General features: G+C 71.2%; 18 protein-coding genes. All 18 read left to right on the top strand.

The window, feature by feature from the left end; translation table 11 throughout:
* Positions 1-212 precede the first annotated feature (212 nt).
* Complete coding sequence (locus AC07AL_RS12390) at positions 213-1253, top strand: DMT family transporter (RefSeq protein WP_478317392.1); 1041 nt, start codon at positions 213-215, stop codon at positions 1251-1253.
* Between the two features lie 549 nt (positions 1254-1802).
* Entirely contained in the window at positions 1803-2162 is a 360-nt protein-coding gene (locus AC07AL_RS12395; protein WP_030060100.1) for an NADH-quinone oxidoreductase subunit A, read from the top strand.
* Positions 2163-2262: 100 nt separating this feature from the next.
* Positions 2263-2817 carry a NuoB/complex I 20 kDa subunit family protein gene (locus AC07AL_RS12400; RefSeq protein WP_063348147.1) on the top strand — a complete coding sequence of 185 codons (555 nt, stop codon included), beginning with the start codon at positions 2263-2265 and terminating at the stop codon, positions 2815-2817.
* On the top strand, positions 2814-3527 hold the full coding sequence (locus AC07AL_RS12405; protein WP_363585045.1) for an NADH-quinone oxidoreductase subunit C: 714 nt from the start codon (positions 2814-2816) through the stop codon (positions 3525-3527). Before AC07AL_RS12400 ends, AC07AL_RS12405 begins: the two co-directional genes overlap by 4 nt.
* Positions 3527-4903 carry an NADH-quinone oxidoreductase subunit D gene (locus AC07AL_RS12410; RefSeq protein ID WP_363585047.1) on the top strand — a complete coding sequence of 459 codons (1377 nt, stop codon included), beginning with the start codon at positions 3527-3529 and terminating at the stop codon, positions 4901-4903. Before AC07AL_RS12405 ends, AC07AL_RS12410 begins: the two co-directional genes overlap by 1 nt.
* Positions 4900-5655, top strand: a complete 756-nt coding sequence (gene nuoE / locus AC07AL_RS12415; protein ID WP_363585048.1) for an NADH-quinone oxidoreductase subunit NuoE — start codon at positions 4900-4902, stop codon at positions 5653-5655. The genes AC07AL_RS12410 and nuoE overlap by 4 nt, the downstream gene beginning before the upstream one ends.
* Positions 5655-7016 (top strand): NADH-quinone oxidoreductase subunit NuoF, encoded by a 1362-nt coding sequence (nuoF, locus tag AC07AL_RS12420; protein ID WP_363585050.1) that lies wholly within the window; start codon positions 5655-5657, stop codon positions 7014-7016. Before nuoE ends, nuoF begins: the two co-directional genes overlap by 1 nt.
* On the top strand, positions 7013-9556 hold the full coding sequence (locus AC07AL_RS12425) for an NADH-quinone oxidoreductase subunit G (RefSeq protein ID WP_363585052.1): 2544 nt from the start codon (positions 7013-7015) through the stop codon (positions 9554-9556). The genes nuoF and AC07AL_RS12425 overlap by 4 nt, the downstream gene beginning before the upstream one ends.
* Entirely contained in the window at positions 9553-10881 is a 1329-nt protein-coding gene (gene nuoH, locus AC07AL_RS12430; protein ID WP_363632139.1) for an NADH-quinone oxidoreductase subunit NuoH, read from the top strand. The genes AC07AL_RS12425 and nuoH overlap by 4 nt, the downstream gene beginning before the upstream one ends.
* 6 nt (positions 10882-10887) lie before the next feature.
* Positions 10888-11490, top strand: coding sequence for an NADH-quinone oxidoreductase subunit NuoI (gene nuoI / locus AC07AL_RS12435; RefSeq protein ID WP_363585056.1), 603 nt, complete (start codon positions 10888-10890; stop codon positions 11488-11490).
* Complete coding sequence (locus tag AC07AL_RS12440) at positions 11487-12503, top strand: NADH-quinone oxidoreductase subunit J (RefSeq protein ID WP_363632140.1); 1017 nt, start codon at positions 11487-11489, stop codon at positions 12501-12503. Before nuoI ends, AC07AL_RS12440 begins: the two co-directional genes overlap by 4 nt.
* Positions 12500-12799, top strand: coding sequence for an NADH-quinone oxidoreductase subunit NuoK (gene nuoK / locus AC07AL_RS12445; protein ID WP_363585058.1), 300 nt, complete (start codon positions 12500-12502; stop codon positions 12797-12799). Before AC07AL_RS12440 ends, nuoK begins: the two co-directional genes overlap by 4 nt.
* A gap of 13 nt (positions 12800-12812) precedes the next feature.
* Entirely contained in the window at positions 12813-14708 is a 1896-nt protein-coding gene (gene nuoL, locus AC07AL_RS12450; RefSeq protein WP_363585060.1) for an NADH-quinone oxidoreductase subunit L, read from the top strand.
* A gap of 34 nt (positions 14709-14742) precedes the next feature.
* Positions 14743-16362 (top strand): NADH-quinone oxidoreductase subunit M, encoded by a 1620-nt coding sequence (locus AC07AL_RS12455; protein ID WP_363632142.1) that lies wholly within the window; start codon positions 14743-14745, stop codon positions 16360-16362.
* An 11-nt stretch (positions 16363-16373) separates the two neighbouring features.
* A complete protein-coding gene (gene nuoN / locus AC07AL_RS12460) occupies positions 16374-17996 on the top strand; it encodes an NADH-quinone oxidoreductase subunit NuoN (RefSeq protein WP_350877774.1) in 1623 nt (540 codons plus the stop codon).
* Between the two features lie 303 nt (positions 17997-18299).
* On the top strand, positions 18300-19310 hold the full coding sequence (locus AC07AL_RS12465) for a polyprenyl synthetase family protein (protein ID WP_363585063.1): 1011 nt from the start codon (positions 18300-18302) through the stop codon (positions 19308-19310).
* A 115-nt stretch (positions 19311-19425) separates the two neighbouring features.
* Complete coding sequence (locus AC07AL_RS12470; protein ID WP_363585065.1) at positions 19426-20088, top strand: response regulator transcription factor; 663 nt, start codon at positions 19426-19428, stop codon at positions 20086-20088.
* 236 nt (positions 20089-20324) lie between these two features.
* A partial coding sequence (locus tag AC07AL_RS12475) for a 2-oxoacid:acceptor oxidoreductase family protein (protein WP_400808741.1) occupies positions 20325-20785 on the top strand: 461 nt, incomplete at its 3' end.

Raw genomic sequence — 20785 nt, forward strand, 5'->3', positions numbered from 1 at the left:
GACGTCGGCCCCGGGGGCGCTGGAGCCCCCCGGAGATCCAGTGAGCTGCGGCAGGGCGTTGATCACGGGTGGGCCGGTGCGGGAGGATGGCGTCCCCCTGCTCCATGCTCCGCCCCGTCGATAGCTGCGCCCTTCGCCCAGCTCCAGGGTCCGTCCGACGCCGTACGGTACTCGCGCCCCGCCGGTTCCGTTCGCTCGGAGGGATCTGACTCATGCGCGCCTCCCTGTCCGTGTCTTCGTCCTCATCGGCCCTTCGTGACCTGCCGGTTCTCCTGGTGGCGGTGGTGTGGGGGTCGAGCTTCCTCGCCGTCCAGCGGGTGGCGGAGCCCGGGACGGCCGTGGCGATGCTGGTCCTGCGGTTCGGGCTGGTGCTGCCGCTGCTCGGGATGGTCGCCTGGCCGGCGCTACGGAGGCTGAGCCGCGCCGAGTGGCTGGGCGGCGGCGCACTGGGGCTGGTGCTCAGCGGGATCTTCCTGCTGGAGACGTACGGTGCCGTGCACACCTCCGCCACCAATGCCGGGCTGATCATCAGCCTCGCGATGGTGCTCACCCCGCTCGGCGAGAGCGTCCTCAGCCGGACGGCGCCGCCGCGCGCCTTCCTCGCGGCCGCCGCGCTGGCCGTGCTCGGCGTCGCGCTGCTCACCGGGGACGGCGGGCTGCGCCCGCCTTCGCTCGGCGACCTGCTGGTGCTGGGCGCCGCCCTGGTTCGCTCGGCCTTCGTCCTGGCGACGGCCCGCGCCCGCGCCGTCCGCGGAACCGACATGCTGGCCCTGACCTGGGTCCAACTCGCCGTCGCGACAGCCGTGTTCGCGTCCGTCGCGCCAGCCGTAGGGCCGTCGCCGTGGGCCGTCGCCCGCTCGTACGGGCCCGGCCAGTGGGCCTGGTTGCTGCACCTGTCCCTGTTGTGCACGCTGTTCGCCTTCTTCGTTCAGATGTGGGCTGTCCGCGCCACCTCGCCGTCCCGGGTGAGTCTGTTGCTCGGCACCGAACCGCTGTGGGCCGCCGTCTTCGGCATCACCATCGCCGGGAACCGGATGGGTCCGCTCGCCCTGGTCGGCGGAGCCCTGGTCATGGTCGCCACCGAGTGGGGCCGCCGCACCGCTCCCGCCTCCGTCCCCGCTCCCGCTCCCGTCCGGCGCGGGGAGACCGAAGCCGTTGAGTCCGAGGCCGTCGAGTCCGAGGCCGCTGGATCTGTTGTCGCCGAGTCCGCGACCGGGGTCGGGGAGCGGGGCCCGGAGCCGGCCCCGGTGTGATCCGCTGTGGTGGTCACCGGCGACTCAGCGTCCGACGGGCGTAGACCGTGCCCCAGCCCGGCTGGTGCTCGGCGTACCGGGCGGCGGGCGGCGGGAGGGGGAGGGCCCCGAGGACCGTTTCGCACGCTTGTGAACGAAGGGTCAAGCGAGCGTTCGGTCCCCCGCCACCCCTCAGGGTGAGCCGCTATAACACGTCAACATGACGCCTCGAAATTTGCTCCCGTCGACGCATAGTTGATATAGGAGCGCGGCTCTGACCAGCCGCTTCACAAGTAAATGCGACTGGTTGTGACCATTTGACTTCTTTGTGTTGACAACTCTGGGCATGTTCATATTCGGCACGATTCCCATCGTGGCGTAGATCACAAAGATGACGTTGAACTGCGTGTCGCAGATCACAAGCCGACGGGCATAGGATGCGCTCGTTCCAGGCTTTGTGAACTGCCTCACATGAGGTGGATCCCGGGAACCGGAACGCGGGTTCACCTCAGCGTGACCTGCCGGTTCCGATCTGCAGTCAAGGACGACTGGACGGAGGGAGCGGGGGCTATGAATGCCTACGCGCCGATCCTCGTACTCGGTGCCATCGCGGCGGCGTTCGCGGTCGGCTCCGTCGTGATGGCCTCACTCACCGGCCCCAAGCGCTACAACCGGGCCAAGTTGGAGGCGTACGAGTGCGGCATCGAGCCGACCCCGCAGCCCGTGGGCGGCGGTCGGTTCCCGATCAAGTACTACCTGACGGCGATGCTCTTCATCGTCTTCGACATCGAGATCGTCTTTCTCTATCCCTGGGCGGTGACCTTCGACGCCCTGGGGATCTTCGGGTTGGTCGAGATGCTCCTGTTCATCGCCACGGTCTTCGTCGCCTACGCCTACGTGTGGCGCCGCGGCGGCCTGGAGTGGGACTGAGCGCGGGGCGGCCGCCGCCTTTGTGAACGAGCGGACAAGCCCGAACGGGCCGACGTACCACAGGACTTGAGGGCTTCTTGAGGGCATTGAGAGGGATCTGATGGGAATCGAGGAGAAGCTGCCGAGCGGCTTTCTGCTCACGACCGTGGAGACGGCCGCCGGTTGGGTGCGCAAGGCGTCACTCTTCCCGGCCACCTTCGGTCTGGCCTGCTGCGCGATCGAGATGATGACCACCGGCGCCGGCCGCTACGACCTGGCCCGGTTCGGCATGGAGGTGTTCCGGGGTTCCCCCCGGCAGGCCGATCTGATGATCGTGGCGGGTCGGGTGAGCCAGAAGATGGCCCCGGTGCTGCGCCAGGTGTACGACCAGATGGCCAACCCGAAGTGGGTCATCTCGATGGGCGTCTGCGCCTCCTCGGGCGGGATGTTCAACAACTACGCGATCGTGCAGGGCGTCGACCACATCGTCCCGGTGGACATCTACCTGCCCGGTTGCCCGCCCCGCCCGGAGATGCTGATGGACGCCATCCTGAAGCTGCACGACAAGATCCAGCACGAGCCGCTGGGCGCGAACCGGATCCGGGCCGAGGAACTGGGCGAGGCGCTCGCCCTCAAGGCCACCCCGGTCAGCGAGATGCGGGGGCTGCTGCGATGAACGAGCAGCTACCCGAGACCCGTCGCGAGCACCCGGTCCGCGAGATCCCGGTCGAGGTGGTCGGCCGCCGGCAGGGCATGTTCGGTGCCCAGGACAGCGGCGACACCTCCGGCTTCGGCGGCCTGGCCGCGCCGATCGTGCTGCCCGGCCCGAGCGAACGGCCGTACGGCGGCTGGTTCGACGAGGTCGCCGACGAGCTGGAGGGCGCCCTGGAGGAGCAGGGCCTGGACCCGGTCGAGGTGATCGAGAAGACCGTCGTCGACCGCGGCGAGCTCACCTTCCACATCGACCGCGCCCACCTGCTCCGGACCGCCCGCACCCTGCGCGACGACCCGGCGCTGCGCTTCGAACTGTGCCTGGGCGTGAGCGGCGTGCACTACCCCGACGACAAGGGCCGCGAGCTGCACGCGGTCTACCACCTGCGGTCGATCACCCACGGACGGCTGATCCGGGTGGAGGTCACCGCGCCGGACGCCGACCCGCGCATCCCCTCCGTGGTGAGCGTCTACCCGACCAACGACTGGCACGAGCGCGAGGCCTACGACTTCTTCGGCCTGGTCTTCGAAGGCCACCCGGCGCTCACCCGGATCATGATGCCGGACGACTGGCTGGGCCACCCGCAGCGCAAGGACTACCCGCTCGGCGGCATCCCCGTCGAGTACAAGGGCGCCCAGATCCCGGCTCCCGACCAGCGGAGGTCGTACAGCTGATGAGTACTCGGCACCACGAAGATGCTCGGCACGACGAAGAGACTCGACCCCACGAGGAGACCGAGCAGGCAGAGGCCCGGGAGACCACCGAGGGCCGGGTCTTCACGGTCACCGGAGGCGACTGGGGCGAGGTGGTCGAGGCGGTCGGCCGGGCCGACGACGAGCGCATCATCGTCAACATGGGCCCCCAGCACCCGTCCACCCACGGCGTGCTGCGGCTGATCCTGGAGATCGACGGCGAGACGGTGAAGGAGGCCCGCTGCGGCATCGGCTACCTCCACACCGGCATCGAGAAGAACATGGAGTTCCGCAACTGGGTCCAGGGCACCACCTTCGTGACCCGGATGGACTACCTGACCCCGCTGTTCAACGAGACCGCGTACTGCCTGGCCGTCGAGAAGCTGCTCGGCATCACCGACGACATCCCGGACCGGGTCAGCGTGATCCGGGTGCTGATGATGGAGCTCAACCGGATCGCCTCGCACCTGGTCTGCCTGGCCACCGGTGGCATGGAGATCGGCTCCACCACCCTGATGATCTACGGCTTCCGCGACCGCGAGCTGATCCTGGACGTCTTCGAGCTGGTCACCGGCCTGCGCATGAACCACGCGTACGTGCGCCCCGGCGGCCTCGCCCAGGACCTCCCGCCCGGCGCCGTCGACCAGATCCGCGAATGCGTGAAGACCCTGCGCTCCCGGATGCACGAGTACGACAAACTCGCCACCGGGAACCCGGTGTTCAAGGCGCGCCTGGTCGACGTCGGCTTCCTCGACCTGCCCGGCTGCCTGGCCCTCGGCGCCACCGGCCCGATCCTGCGCGCCACCGGCCTGCCGCACGACCTGCGCAAGACCGACCCGTACTGCGGCTACCAGGACTACGACTTCGAGGTCGCGATCGCGGACAGCGCCGACTCCTACGGCCGCTTCCTGATCCGCCTGGAGGAGATGCGGCAGTCGCTGGGGATCGTCGAGCAGTGCCTGGACCGGCTGCGGCCGGGCCCGGTGATGGTGGCCGACAAGAAGATCGCCTGGCCCGCCCAACTCGCCGTCGGCCCGGACGGGATGGGCAACTCGCTCGACCACATCCGCAAGATCATGGGCACCTCGATGGAGGCCCTGATCCACCACTTCAAGCTGGTCACCGAGGGCTTCAGGGTCCCGGTCGGCCAGGCGTACGCGGCGGTCGAGTCGCCCAAGGGCGAGCTGGGCGTGCACGTGGTCAGCGACGGCGGGACGCGCCCGTACCGGGTCCATTTCCGGGATCCGTCGTTCACCAATCTGCAGACGATGGCGGCGATGTGCGAGGGCGGCCAGGTCGCCGACGTGATCGTCGCGGTGGCCGGGATCGACCCGGTGATGGGAGGCGTGGACCGGTGACAGACGTCCAGTTGGGGATGCCGGCGCTGCCGGCCACACCGTACCCCGAGGAGGTGCACGCCCGGCTTGCCGCCGACGCCGCGGAGCTGATCGGCCGCTACCCGCAGGCCCGGTCGGCGCTGCTGCCGCTGCTGCACCTGGTGCAGGCCGAGGAGGGCTTCGTCAGCCCGACCGGCATTCGGTTCTGCGCCGAGCAGCTGGACCTCACCACCGCCGAGGTCACCGCCGTCGCCACCTTCTACACCATGTACCGGCGGCGCCCGGCCGGGAAGTACCACGTCGGGGTCTGCACCAACACCCTGTGCGCGGTGCTCGGCGGCGACCAGATCTTCGACGAGCTCCAGCAGCACCTCGGCGTGCGCAACAACGAGACCACCGGGGACGGCGAGATCTCGATCGAGCACATCGAGTGCAACGCGGCCTGCGACTACGCGCCCGTGGTGATGGTCAACTGGGAGTTCTTCGACGACCAGACCCCGGAGAGCGCCAAGCGGCTGGTCGACGACCTGCGCGCGGGCCGGGAGGTCCGGCCGACCCGCGGCGCCCGGCTGTGCACCTTCAAGGAGTCCGCCCGGATCCTGGCGGGCTTCCCCGACGAGCGCCCGGGTGCCAACGACGAGTCCGGCGCGGGCGGCGCGCCCTCGCTGGCCGGCCTGCGCCTGGCCAAGGGCGAGGCGCTGCCCGGCACCGGCGGCACCAAGGTCGTCGCGCCCCGCCACGAGGGCACCGGCCACGAAGGGACGGAAGCGTGATGACCGCCGCCGAGCCGGCCGAGAAGCTGCTCACCCCCGTCCTGTCCGCCTCCTGGGACGACGAACGGCCCTGGACGCTGGCCACCTACCGTCGCCACCACGGCTACGACGGCCTCAAGGCGGCCCTGGCGATGCCGCCGGACGACGTGATCGCCCTGGTGAAGGACTCCGGGCTGCGCGGTCGCGGCGGTGCCGGCTTCCCCACCGGGATGAAGTGGCAGTTCATCCCGCAGAACGACGGCAAGCCGCACTACCTGGTGGTCAACGCGGACGAGTCCGAGCCGGGCACCTGCAAGGACATCCCGCTGCTGTTCGCCAACCCGCACGCGCTGATCGAGGGCATGATCATCGCCTCCTACGCGATCCGCTGCGACCACGCGTTCATCTACCTGCGCGGCGAGGTCGTCCCGGTGCTGCGCCGCCTGCACGCGGCCGTCGCCGAGGCGTACCAGGCCGGGCTGCTCGGCCGGGACATCCTCGGCTCGGGCGTCGACCTCGACATCACCGTGCACGCCGGAGCCGGCGCCTACATCTGCGGCGAGGAGACGGCACTGCTGGACTCGCTGGAGGGCCGCCGCGGCCAGCCCCGGCTGCGGCCGCCGTTCCCGGCGATCGCCGGCCTGTACGCCTGCCCGACGGTGGTCAACAACGTCGAGTCGATCGCCTCGGTGCCGCCGATCCTGGCCCGCGGCAAGGAGTGGTTCAAGGGCCTGGGCACCGAAAAGTCCCCCGGCTTCACGCTGTACTCGCTCTCCGGCCACGTCACCAACCCCGGCCAGTACGAGGCGCCGCTGGGCATCACGCTGCGCCAGCTGCTGGACATGAGCGGCGGCGTCCGCCCCGGGCACCGGCTCAAGTTCTGGACCCCGGGCGGCTCGTCCACCCCGATGTTCACCGACGAGCACCTGGACGTCCCGCTGGACTACGAGGGTGTCGGCGCGGCCGGTTCGATGCTCGGCACCAAGGCGCTGCAGGTCTTCGACGAGACCACCTGCGTGGTGCGTGCGGTCACCCGCTGGACCGAGTTCTACGCCCACGAGTCCTGCGGCAAGTGCACCCCCTGCCGCGAGGGCACCTACTGGCTGGTCCAGTTGCTCAAGCGGATCGAGGCGGGCGCGGGCGTCGACGGGGACCTGGAGAAGCTCCTCGACATCGCCGACAACATCAACGGCAAGTCCTTCTGCGCACTGGGCGACGGCGCCGCGAGCCCGATCGTCTCCTCCCTCCAGCACTTCCGGGCCGAGTACGAGCAGCACCTGGCCGAGCGCCGCTGCCCGTTCGACCCGGCCGCCTCCACCGTCTGGGCCGACGGCCCCCGCCCCGGCCACCAGTCCGCCACCGAAAGGGAGGTGCACGCGTGACGATCACAGAGCCATCCACCTCCACGGGCGACAAGGCCGCGGTCGAGCTGGTCACGCTCACCATCGACGGCGTCGAAGTGCAGGTCCCCAAGGGGACGTTGGTGATCCGGGCCGCCGAACGGATCGGCACCCAGATCCCGCGCTTCTGCGACCACCCGCTGCTCGACCCGGCCGGCGCCTGCCGGCAGTGCATCGTCGAGATCGAGGGCCAGCGCAAGCCCGTCGCCTCCTGCACCATCCCGGTCGCCGAGGGCATGGTGGTGCGCACCCAGGTGAGTTCACCGGTGGCCGAGAAGGCGCAGCGCGGCGTGATGGAGCTGCTGCTGATCAACCACCCGCTGGACTGCCCGGTCTGCGACAAGGGCGGCGAGTGCCCGCTGCAGAACCAGGCGATGTCCACGGGTGACGCCGACACCCGCTTCGAGGGGATGAAGCGCACCTACGAGAAGCCGATCCCGCTCAGCACCCAGGTGCTGCTGGACCGGGAGCGCTGCGTGCTGTGCGCGCGCTGCACCCGCTTCTCGCAGCAGATCGCCGGGGACCCGTTCATCGACCTGCTGGAACGCGGCGCGCTCCAGCAGGTCGGCACCGGGGACGACGAGCCGCTCGACTCGTACTTCTCCGGGAACACCATCCAGATCTGCCCGGTGGGCGCCCTGACCTCGGCGGCGTACCGCTTCCGCTCCCGCCCGTTCGACCTGGTCTCCTCGCCGAGCGTGTGCGAGCACTGCTCCTCGGGCTGCGCCCAGCGCACCGACCACCGGCGCGGCAAGGTGCTGCGCCGGCTGGCGGGCGAGGACCCGGCGGTCAACGAGGAGTGGAACTGCGACAAGGGCCGGTTCGCGTTCCGCTACGCCCAGCAGCGGGACCGGATCGCCACCCCGCTGGTGCGGGTGGACGGCGAGCTGGTGCCCGCCTCCTGGCCGGAGGCGCTGGCCCGGGCCGCCGAGGGACTGCGCGGCGCCCGCGTCGGGGTGCTGACCGGCGGCCGGGTCACCGTCGAGGACGCCTACGCGTACGGGAAGTTCGCGCGGGTGGTGCTCGGCACCAACGACGTGGACTTCCGGGCCCGCCCGCACAGCGGCGAGGAGGCGGACTTCCTGGCCGCCGCCGTCGCCGGGCGCGGGGTGGACGTGGACGGCGAGGGCCTGACCTACGAGCAGCTGGAGCAGGCGCCGGCGGTGCTGCTGGCGGGTTTCGAGCCGGAGGAGGAGTCGCCGATCGTCTTCCTGCGGCTGCGCAAGGCCAGCCGCGACCGGGGCCTGAAGGTGTACTCGGTGGCGGCGTTCGCCTCCCGGGGCCTGGCCAAGCTGCGCGGCGCGCTGCTGCCGGCCGCCCCGGGCACGGAGGCGGAGTGGTTCGCCGCGCTGGCCGCCGACGAGCCGCTGAACGACGAGGCCGGGCGGGCCGCCGAGCTGCTGCGCGGCCCGGGCGCGGTGATCCTGGTGGGCGAGCGGCTGGCCGCCGCCCCGGGCGCGCTGACGGCGGTGCTGCGCCTGGCGCACGCGACCGGCGCCCGGCTGGCGTGGGTGCCGCGCCGGGCGGGTGAGCGCGGTGCGGTCGAGGCGGGCCTGCTACCGGGGCTGCTGCCCGGCGGCCGTCCGGTGGCGGCTCCGGCCGCCCGGGCGGAGGCCGCCGGGGTGTGGGGGGTGGCGGAGCTGCCGTCCCGGCCGGGCCGGGACACCGAGCAGATCCTGACGGCCGCGGCGCACGGCGAGCTGGACGCGCTGCTGGTCGGCGGCGTCGACCCGGACGACCTGCCGGATCCGGCGCTGGCCGACGCGGCGCTGGCGGCGGTGCCGTTCGTGGTGTCGCTGGAGCTGCGGCCCTCCGCGGTGACGGCGCGCGCGGACGTGGTGCTGCCGGTGGCGGCGGTGGCGGAGAAGGCCGGCGCCTTCCTGGACTGGGAGGGCCGGCTGCGGATGTTCGAGGCGGCGCTCAAGCCCGATCAGCAGATGGGCCGCCACCTGTACCCGGACCTGCGGGTGCTGACCATGCTGGCGGAGGCGCTGGGCCACCGGCTGGGCCTGCCGGACGTCCGGGCGGCCCGGCTGGAGCTGGACCACTTCACCCCGTGGACGGGTGACCGGTCCGCGGACCCGGCCGCGCATCCCGGCGTGCTGCCCCGCCCGGCCACCGGCCAGGCGGTGCTGGCGGGTTGGCGCCAGCTGCTGGACAACGGCACGTTGCAGCAGGGTGATCCGCACCTGGCGGGCACCCGGCACCGGGCGGTGGCCCGGGTCTCGCCGGCCACCGCGAAGGAGGTCGGTGCGCCGGAGGCCGGCGCCGAGGCGGGTGGGGCGGGCGGGGCGCTGCGGCTGACCGGCCCGGCCGGCTCGCTGACCCTGCCGCTGGAGGTCACCGACTCGATCCCGGACCGCACGGTCTGGATCCCGCTCAACTCCACGCCGGGCGGCGCCCACCGCGCGCTCGGCACCACCGTCGGCCATCTGGTCACGATCGCCGTGGCCGCCCCCGAGCCGGCCGCGAGGGCCGAGGCCGCGGCGGGCGACGCGGGCAGCGAAGGGGAGGAGCGATGACTCCGCAGCCGTACGAGACGCTCCACTTCTTCGGGCAGGACCCGTGGTGGCTGGTGCTGCTGAAGGCGGTGTTCTGCTTCGGCTTCCTGGTCCTGACGGTGCTGATCGCGATCGTCTGGGAGCGCAAGGTGGTGGCCTGGATGCAGCTGCGCATCGGGCCGAACCGGCACGGGCCGTGGGGGATGCTGCAGTCCCTGGCGGACGGCGTGAAGCTCGCGCTCAAGGAAGACCTGGTGGTCAAGGGCGCGGACAAGGTGGTCTACATCCTGGCCCCGATCGTCTGCGCCGTCCCGGCGTTCATGGCCTTCGCGGTGATCCCGTTCGGGCCGGCCGGCAACGAGGTGTCGATCTTCGGCACCCGGACGGCGATGCAGCTGACCGACTTCCCGGTGGCGCTGCTGTACATCCTGGCGACGGCCTCGATCGGCATCTACGGCATCGTGCTGGCCGGCTGGTCGTCCGGTTCGACGTACCCGCTGCTGGGCGGGCTGCGCTCGGCCGCGCAGATGGTCAGCTACGAGATCGCGATGGGCCTGTCCTTCGCGGCGGTGTTCATCTACTCGGGGTCGATGTCGACCTCGGAGATCGTGGCGCACCAGCAGCCGACCTGGTTCGCGGCGCTGCTGCCGGTGTCGTTCATCGTGTACATCATCGCGATGGTGGGGGAGACCAACCGGGCGCCGTTCGACCTCCCGGAGGCCGAGGGCGAGCTGGTCGGCGGTTTCAACACCGAGTACTCCTCGCTGAAGTTCGCGATGTTCATGCTGGCCGAGTACGTCAACATGGTGACCGTCTCGGCGGTGGCCTCCACCCTGTTCCTGGGCGGCTGGCGGGCCCCGTGGCCGGTGTCGACCTTCTGGGAGGGCGCCAACCACGGCTGGTGGCCGATGCTGTGGATCACGCTGAAGATCCAGCTGCTGCTGTTCTTCTTCATCTGGCTGCGCGGCACGCTGCCCCGGTTCCGCTACGACCAGTTCATGAAGCTGGGCTGGAAGGTGCTGATCCCGGTCTCGCTGGTGTGGCTGGTGCTGATCGCGAGCGTGCGGGCGCTGCGCAACGAGGGCTACGGCTTCGGCGAGGTGGTGCTGTACGTCGGCGCGCCGGTCGGGGCGATCCTGCTGCTCGCCCTGCTGCGGGACTTCCTGAAGAAGGAGCCCGAGCCCGAACCCGCCCTGCCGAAGGGGGAGTTCGACCCGATGGCGGGCGGATACCCGGTGCCCCCGCTGCCCGGACAGGAGCTCCCGCCGGTGCCGCGCCGGCGCAGCCGGGCCCCGAAGCAACTCCAGGACGCCCTCAACGGGGCCGACCATACCGAAGGGAGCTGAACCGAGATGTCGTCCGACCAGACGGAGCGGGCCGAGCGGCCCGACAAGCCGTCGATCCTCGGCCCGGCCGCCGGCTTCGGCGTGACCTTCAAGGCCATGTTCAAGAAGCGGCTCACCGAGCAGTACCCGGAGCAGAAGAAGCCCACCGCTCCGCGCTTCCACGGCCGCCACCAGCTGAACCGGCACCCGGACGGCCTGGAGAAGTGCGTCGGCTGCGAGCTGTGCGCGTGGGCCTGTCCGGCCGACGCCATCTACGTGGAGGGCGCGGACAACCGGGAGGAGGAGCGCTACTCGCCGGGCGAGCGCTACGGCGCGGTCTACCAGATCAACTACGCCCGCTGCATCCTGTGCGGGCTGTGCATCGAGGCCTGCCCGACCCGCGCGCTCACCATGACCAACGAGTACGAGCTGGCCGACTCCTCGCGCCGGGACCTGATCTTCACCAAGGAGCAGCTGCTGGTCGGCCTGTCCGAGGGCATGGTGGACGCCCCGCACGCGATCTTCCCGGGCGCCGACGAGGGCGCGTACTACCGGGGCGAGATCACCGCGGCGGCGCCCGGGACGGTTCAGCAGGAGCGCACCGACCGGGAGCGGGAGGTCCAGCAGTGACCTCCCTCAACCTGGCCGCGACCGGGACGACCTCCGTCGGGGAGGCCGTCCAGTTCTGGGTGCTCGCGGTGATCGCGGTCGGCGGCGCGCTCGGCATGGTGCTGATGCGCAAGGCCGTGCACAGCGCGCTGTGCCTGGCGGCCACGATGATGGCGCTGGCGGTCTGTTACATGGCGCAGGGCGCGGTGTTCCTGGGCGTGGTGCAGATCGTCGTCTACACCGGCGCGATCATGATGCTGTTCCTGTTCGTGGTGATGCTGGTCGGCGTCACCAGCGAGGACTCCCTGAAGGAGCAGCTGAAGGGCCAGCGGTTCGCCGCGGTGCTGTGCGGGCTGGGCTTCGGCGTGCTGCTGATCGCCGGGATCGCCAACGCGCGGCTGGACCACTTCACCGGCCTGTCCGAGGCGAACGCCGAGGGCAACGTGCCGGGCCTGGCCCGGCTGATCTTCACCCGGTACGTGTGGGCGTTCGAGGTCACCGGCGCGCTGCTGATCACCGCGGCGATCGGTGCGATGGTGTTGACCCACCGCGAGCACGTGAAGGCGCCGAAGACGCAGCGCGAGCTGGCCGCCCAGCGGGTCGTGGACAACCTCCAGCTGCCGCCGCTGCCGGCGCCGGGCGTGTACGCGCGGCACAACGCGGTGGACGTTCCGGCGCTGCTGCCGGACGGCACGATCGCCGAGGACTCGGTGATGGCGACGCTGCGCGAGCGCGGCCAGGTCCGGGACGTCAGCCAGGAGATGCTGCGGCGGATGGCCGAGCTGGAGAACACCACGGCGGACTGGCTGGGCCGGCCGTCGTCCGAGCGGCCGGCGGTCGCCGGACCGCGCAAGTCCCTGGAGCCGGTGCCGGCGTCGGTGCCGGCGTCGGTGAACGGCAAGGACGGCAACGGCGGTCCGAACGGTCTGAACGGCAACGGCGGCCTGAACGGCAACGGCGGTTCGAACGGCAAGGACGGCTTGAACGGCAAGGACGGCCTGAACGGCCGCGCCGACGAGGAGGGAGCGGAGTGAACCCGGCCAACTACCTGTACCTCGCGGCCCTGTTGTTCACCATCGGCGCGGCCGGAGTGCTGATCCGGCGCAACGCGATCGTGCTGTTCATGTGCGTGGAGCTGATGCTGAACGCCTCGAACCTCGCCCTGGTGACCTTCTCCCGGCTGCACGGCACCCTGGACGGCCAGATCATCGCGTTCTTCACGATGGTGGTCGCGGCGGCCGAGGTCGTGGTCGGCCTCGCCATCATCGTCTCCATCTTCCGGACCAGGCACTCCGCTTCGGTCGACGACAGCAATCTGATGAAGCTGTAGGCGGAGGGCCTCGGTGAACTCTCTCATTCCGCTGCTGGTGGCGGCCCCGCTGGCCGGCGCCGCCCTGCTCCTGCTCGGCGGCCGCGCGCTGGACCGCTTCGGCCACTGGCTGGCCACCGCCCTCGCGGCGCTCTCGTTCGGCTTCGGCCTGGCGCTGTTCTGGGACATGCTGGGCCGCGAGGCCGAGCACCGGGCCGTCACCGAGCACCTGTTCAGCTGGATCCCGGTGAACGGGTTCCAGGCCGACATGTCGTTCCGGCTCGACCAGTTGTCGATGACCTTCGTCCTGCTGATCACCGGCGTCGGCACGCTGATCCACCTGTACTCGGTGGGCTACATGGCGCACGACGAGCGCCGGCGCCGCTTCTTCGCGTACCTGAACCTGTTCCTGGCCGCCATGCTGCTGCTGGTGGTCGCCGACAACTACCTGCTGCTGTACTTCGGTTGGGAGGGCGTGGGCCTCGCCTCGTACCTGCTGATCGGCTTCTGGCAGCACAAGCCGAGCGCGGCGACGGCGGCGAAGAAGGCGTTCATCGTCAACCGGGTCGGCGACCTGGGCCTGTCGATCGCGATCATGCTGATGTTCACCGAGTTCGGCTCCTTCGCCTTCGAGCCGGTCTTCGGAGGGGCGGCGCAGGCGAGCGAGGGCAAGCTGACGGCGATCGGCCTGATGCTGCTGCTGGCGGCCTGCGGCAAGTCGGCGCAGGTGCCGCTGCAGTCCTGGCTGGGCGACGCGATGGAGGGCCCGACCCCGGTGTCGGCGCTGATCCACGCGGCCACCATGGTGACCGCCGGCGTCTACCTGATCACCCGCTCGTCGGCGATCTTCGACCTGGCGCCGGACGCGCAGACCGCCGTGGTGGTGGTCGGCGCGGTCACGCTGCTGTTCGGTGCGATCGTCGGTTGCGCGAAGGACGACATCAAGAAGGCGCTGGCCGGGTCGACGATGTCGCAGATCGGCTACATGGTGCTGGCGGCCGGGCTCGGCCCGATCGGCTACGCCTTCGCGATCATGCACCTGGTGACGCACGGCTTCTTCAAGGCCGGGCTGTTCCTCGGCGCCGGGTCGGTCATGCACGGCATGAACGACGAGGTGAACATGCGTCACTACGGCGGCCTGCGCAAGTACATGCCGGTCACCTTCGTCACCTTCGGCCTCGGTTACCTGGCGATCATCGGCTTCCCCGGCCTGTCCGGCTTCTTCTCCAAGGACAAGATCATCGAGGCGGCCTTCGCCAAGGGCGGCACCGAGGGCTGGATCCTCGGCCTGTGCGCGCTGACCGGTGCCGCCGTCACCGCGTTCTACATGACCCGGGTGATGCTGCTGACCTTCTTCGGCGAGAAGCGCTGGCAGCCGGACGCGGAGGGCAACGCCCCGCACCCGCACGAGTCGCCGAAGACCATGACCATCCCGATGGTCCTGCTGGCCTTCGGCTCGGTCTTCGCGGGCGGGCTGTTCGCCTTCAACGACTCGTTCCTGACCTGGCTGGAGCCGGTCACCGGACACTCCGAGGGCAACTCGCCGCTCGCCCCGCTGGTGGTCACCGTGCTCACCACGGCCTGCATGCTGGCCGGCGTCCTCGTCTCGTACCTGATGTACGGGCGCTCCGCCGTCCCCGTGGTGCCGCCGGTCGGCTCCCCGCTCACCCGGGCCGCCCGCCGCGACCTGCTCCAGGACGACTTCAACCACGCCGTCCTGGTCCGCCCGGGCTCGGCGCTCACCGCGACGCTGGTCTACTTCGACAGCCGCGGTCTGGACGGCTTCGTCAACGGCCTGGCCGCCACCATCGGCGGCGTGTCCAGTCGGCTGCGGCGGGTCCAGAACGGCTTCGTCCGCTCGTACGCGCTCTCCATGTTCGGCGGCACGCTGGTGCTGGTCGCCACGACTCTCCTGATGAGGTCCGTCTGATGACTCGCGCAGATTCCACGTGGGGGGTGCGGCCATGAGCGCGTTGCTGACCGCCACCTGTGCCGTCCCGGCGGCCGGCGCGGTGCTGACCGCCGCCCTGCCCGCCGGGTCGACCGAGCGCCGCCGCTCGACCACCAAGGCCGTCGCCCTGGGCGTCTCGGTCGTCACCCTGGTGCTGGCCGCCGTGGTGGCGACCCGCTTCGACCCGCACGGCGATCGCTACCAGCTGACCGAGTCGTACAGCTGGATCCGCTCCTTCGGCATCACCTTCTCGCTCGGCGTGGACGGCATCGGCGCCGTCCTCGCCCTGCTCACCGCCGTCCTGGTGCCGGTGGTGATGCTGGCCTCCTGGCACGACGCCGACCCGGGGCCTGCCTCTCCCGACGGCACCTTTGAGGGCAGGCGCCGCACCCAGGGCTTCTTCGCCCTGATCCTGGCGGTGGAGGCGATGGTGGTCGTCTCCTTCTACGCCACCGACGTCTTCCTCTTCTACGTGTTCTTCGAAGCCATGCTGATCCCGATGTACTTCCTGATCGGCGGCTTCGGCGACCGGGCCGGCGGCCCCGACGCGGCGCGCCAGCGCTCGTACGCGGCCGTGAAGTTCCTGCTCTACAACCTGCTCGGCGGCCTGGTGATGCTGGCCGCCGTGATCGGCCTGTACGTGATCGCGCAGGACCAGGGCTTCGGCACCTTCGACCTCCAGACCCTCACCTCGGCGATCGCCGACGGCAAGCTCCAGCTGTCCGGCACCGCCGAGAAGGCGCTGTTCCTGGGCTTCTTCTTCGCCTTCGCGGTGAAGGCCCCGCTGTGGCCGCTGCACACCTGGCTGCCGAACGCGATGGGCGAGGCCACCGCCGGCACCGCCGTGCTGATCACCGCCGTGGTGGACAAGGTCGGCACCTTCGCGATGCTGCGCTTCTGCCTCGGGCTGTTCCCGCACGCCTCGAAGACCTTCGCCCCGGTGATCCTGGTCCTGTCGGTGATCGGGATCATCTACGGCGCGCTGCTGGCGGTCGGTCAGAAGGACATCAAGCGGCTGGTCGCCTACGCGTCGATCTCGCACTTCGGCTTCATCATCATGGGCATCTTCGCGCTGACCAGCCAGGGCCAGAGCGGCGCCACCCTCTACATGGTCAACCACGGCATCTCCACCGCCGCGTGGATGCTGGTGGCGGGCTTCCTGATCTCCCGCCGCGGCTCGCGGCTGATCGCCGACTACGGCGGGGTGCAGAAGGTCGCCCCGGTGCTCGCCGGGACGTTCCTGATCGGCGGTCTGGCCACCCTGTCGCTGCCCGGGCTGGCCCCGTTCGTCAGCGAGTTCCTGGTGCTGGTGGGCACGTTCACCCGCTACCCGGCGATCGGCATCGTGGCGACCTTCGGCATCGTGCTGGCCGCGCTGTACGCCCTGCTGCTGTACCAGCGCACCATGACCGGCCCGGTGAAGGCCGGCGTCGGCGGGATGCCCGACCTCAAGGTCCGCGAACTGGCCGTGGTCGCCCCGCTGGTGGCGCTGACCATCCTGCTCGGCGTCTACCCCAAGCCGCTCACCGACCTGGTCAACCCCTCGGTGAACGCGACGCTCTCGCAGGTCCACGAGACCGACCCGGCGCCGGCCCACCCGGTCGCCGCCACCTCAGGAGGTGAGCAGAAGTGAGCACCACCGGCATGCTCGCCGCCGCCGGCGGCAACACCGCCAGCATCCCGGCGCCGCACCTGGAGTACGGCCAGCTCTCCCCGATGCTGGTGGTGTTCGGCGCCGCCGTGGCCGGCATCCTGGTGGAGGCCTTCGTGCCCCGCCGGTACCGGCACTGGACGCAGGTGTCGCTCGCCCTGGCCGGGCTGATCGGCTCCTTCGTCGCCGTGGTGGTGCTGGCCTCCCAGGGCTTCGGCTCCACCCGGGTCGACCTGCTGGCCATGGAGTCCGTCGCGCTGGACGGCCCGGCGCTGTTCCTGCAGGGCGTGATCCTGCTGGCCGCCGTCGTCGCGGTGCTCACCTACGCCGAACGGAAGCTGGAGCCCAAGGCGGGCGGCCTGCCCGCCGACGCCTTCGCGGCCCAGGCCGCCGCCACCCCCGGCGGCGAGCAGGAGCGGGCCGCGGTCCGGGCCGGCTTCGCCACCAGCGAGGTCTTCCCGCTCACCATGTTCGCGGTCGGCGGGATGCTGCTGTTCCCCGCGGCCAACGACCTGCTGACGATGTTCGTGGCGCTGGAGGTCTTCTCCCTCCCGCTGTACCTGCTCTGCGCGCTGGCCCGGCGCCGCCGGCTGCTCTCCCAGGAGGCGGCCGTCAAGTACTTCCTGCTGGGCGCCTTCGCCTCGGCGTTCTTCCTGTTCGGCACCGCGCTGCTGTACGGCTACGCGGGCAGCGTGAAGCTCGGCGACATCTCGGACGTGATCTCCGGCAAGGCGATGACCACCCCGGCGCAGCTGAGCAGCACCCAGAGTGACGCGCTGCTGCTGATCGGCCTGGCGATGCTCGCGGTCGGCCTGCTGTTCAAGGTCGGCGCGGTGCCGTTCCACTCCTGGACCCCGGACGTGTACCAGGGCGCGCCGACCCCGGTGACCGGCTTCATGGCGGCGGCGACGAAGGTCGCGGCCTTCGGGGCGTTCCTGCGGCTGTTCTACGTGGCCTTCCCGGGCCTGCGGCTGGACTGGCGGCCGGTGCTGTGGGGGGTGGCGATCCTCACCATGGTGGTGGGCGCGGTGCTGGCGGTCACCCAGCAGGACGTCAAGCGGCTGCTGGCGTACTCCTCGATCGCGCACGCCGGGTTCATCCTCACGGGCGTGATCGCCACCAACAAGCAGGGCCTGTCCTCGGTGCTGTTCTACCTGCTGTCGTACTCCTTCGTGACGCTCGGCGCGTTCGCCGTGGTCACCCTGGTGCGCGACTCCAAGGGCGAGGCGACCCACCTGTCCAGCTGGGCCGGGCTGGGCCGGCGCTCGCCGCTGGTGGCGGCGGTGTTCGCACTGTTCCTGCTGGCCTTCGCCGGGATCCCGCTGACCTCCGGGTTCACCGGGAAGTTCGCGGTGTTCCAGGCGGCGGCGGCCGGCGGGGCGACGCCGCTGGTGATCGTCGGTGTGCTGAGTTCGGCGGTGGCCGCGTTCTTCTACATCCGGGTCATCGTGCTGATGTTCTTCTCCGACCCGAAGCCGGGCGGCCCGACGGTGGCGATCCCGAGCGCCTTCACGGCGACCGCGATCGGGGTGGGGGTGCTGGTCACGCTGGGTCTCGGCCTGCTGCCGCAGTACTTCCTGGACCTGGCGTCGAAGGCCGCGCTGTTCGTCCGCTGACCGCCGCCGGGGCGGCGCCGCCGCCCCGGGCCCGTCCGGGCCGCGCCCTCGGCGCGCGGTCCGGACGCGCGTTTGCCGCCGGCCCGCCGGCGGAGGGGCTCCGGCCCGTGTTTTCCAGCTGAATTCGCCCCCACCGCAGTACTGCCCCCACAGCCGCCCTGACCAGGGCATCCGGCCCGATCATGACAGGATCCGCACGCCCGTGCAGTGATCCACTCGTGACCGGATACCCTGCCTGTATGGCCAGCGGCGGCACTCAGGGACCAGGCCGCTAGATCGACCAGGGACAGAGGAGTGGTCTTCGTGACCGTCGTGGGACCCTTCGGGCTCAGCGTGCAGGACCGCGACCTGACCCGGGACGTTCAGGCCGGACTGGACGCGGTGGAGACGGCGCTCGCCGAGGCCGTCAAGAGCGACGTCCCGTTCATCACCATCACCGCCAGTCACCTCATCGAGGCCGGCGGCAAGCGCTTCCGTCCGCTGCTGCTGCTGCTGGCGGCGCAGTTCGGCGACCCGGGGGCGCCCGGTGTGGTGCCGGCGGCCGTCGTCGTCGAACTCACCCACCTGGCGACCCTGTACCACGACGACGTCATGGACGAGGCCCCGGTGCGCCGCGGCGCCCCCAGCGCCAACTCCCGCTGGGACAACTCGGTGGCCATCCTCACCGGCGACTTCCTGTTCTCCCGCGCCTCCCAGGTGCTCGCCGACCTCGGCCCCGAGGCGGTGCGGATGCAGGCCGACGCCTTCGAGCGGCTGGTCACCGGCCAGATCCTGGAGACCCGCGGCCCCGGCCCGGACGGCGACCCGCTGCTGCACTACCTCGACGTGCTGGCCGGCAAGACCGGTTCGCTGATCGCGGTCTCCTGCCGGATAGGAGCGCTGATGGCCGGCGCCGAGCCGTGGATGGTGGACACCCTCAGCGAGTTCGGCGAGCGGATCGGCATCGCCTTCCAGCTGGCCGACGACGTGCTGGACATCGCCAGCGACGGCCAGGAGTCCGGCAAGACCCCCGGCACCGACCTGCGCGAGGGCGTGCCGACCCTGCCGACCCTGCTGCTGGAGCAGATGCCGGCCGACCCCGCCGACCCGGCCGACACCCGGCTGCGCGAACTGCTCACCCTGGACCTCGCCGACGACGAGCTGCACGCCGAGGCGCTGCGGCTGCTGCGCCGCCACCCCGCGCTGGAGCGCGCCCGCCGGGAGACGCTGCGCCAGGCCGAGGACGCCCGGGCGCTGCTCGCCCCGCTGCCGGACTGCGCGGCGAAGGCGGCCCTGGAGGGGCTCTGCGACGCGGTGGCGATCCGGACCATGTGACCGGGGCGCGGCGGGCGGCAGCCCCTGACCGGCGGATCCGCGGACGGCGGGCCGGGTGTTCACCCGGATGGGGGAGACTGGCCCCTGTCAGCTCTGCCCTGCCGGGAAGGTCACCATGCGCCGCGTCGTCATAGCCGAGGACTCCGTACTGCTGCGGGAGGGCCTGACCCGGCTGCTCACCGACCGGGGCCTGGAGGTCGTGGCGGGTGTCGGGGACGGCGCCGCGCTGGTGAAGACCATCCACGACCTGGCCGCGGCCGGGCAACTGCCGGACGTCGTGGTCTCCGACGTGCGGATGCCGCCGAGCCACACTGACGAGGGCCTGCGCGCCTGCGTCGAGCTGCGCGGGCGCTACCCGGAGCTGAACGTGCTGGTGCTGTCGCAGTTCGTGGAGGAGCGGTACGCCTCCGAGCTGCTGGCGGGCTCCACCCGGGGCGTCGGCTACCTGCTGAAGGACCGGGTCGCGGAGGTGCGCGAGTTCGCGGACGCGGTGGTCCGGGTCGCCGAGGGCGGCACCGCGCTGGACCCGGAGGTGGTGCAGCAACTCCTCAGCCGCAGCCGCAAGGGCGACGTGCTGGCCAACCTCACCCCGCGCGAGCGGGAGGTGCTCGGGCTGATGGCGGAGGGCCGCACCAACAGCGCGGTGGCCAAGCAGCTGGTGGTCTCGGACGGCGCGGTGGAGAAGCACGTCAGCAACATCTTCCTGAAGCTGGGCCTGGCGCAGAGCCCGGAGGACCACCGACGGGTGCTGGCGGTGCTCACCTACCTCAACTCGTAGCCGTCCCGGCGGCCGGGCAGCTCGGGGGCAGGGGGGCGGCCGTCGGACGCGGAATGATCTCCGGCGGCCGGACGTTGTACCCCGTGTGCGGTACGGGCGCGGGCCGGTGTTTTCCCGCCGCACGTGGGAGTTCCGTCCGGGATCAAGTGCCCGCGCATAGGATGCGGGAGGTGCACCAAGCGGACGGGGCACGGGGCCGCGCCCGCGGTGGTGTGCCCTCGAGGAGGTCCGCGGCAGTGACCAGTCAGGTCGATCAGTCAGAGGCAGTGGACGGCTCGGACGGCGACGGTGGTCGTTCCGGGAACGGTGACGGACGCCCCGGTGCGGCCGTGCCCGCCGATCCAACGGCCCCGGGAGGTTCGCCGCCGAGGCACGGCAAGCCGATCCGCCGACTGGACCGGGTGATCATCCGTTTCGCCGGTGACTCGGGTGACGGCATGCAGCTCACCGGTGACCGGTTCACCTCGGAGACGGCGTCGTTCGGCAACGACCTCTCCACGCTGCCGAACTTCCCGGCCGAGATCCGGGCGCCCGCCGGGACGCTGCCGGGCGTGTCGTCCTTCCAACTGCACTTCGCGGACCACGACATCCTCACCCCGGGGGACGCGCCGAACGTGCTGGTGGCGATGAACCCGGCGGCGCTGAAGGCGAACCTGGAGGACCTGCCGCGCGGCGCGCAGATCATCGTCAACACGGA

The sequence above is a fragment of the Kitasatospora sp. NPDC043949 genome (assembly GCF_056435365.1).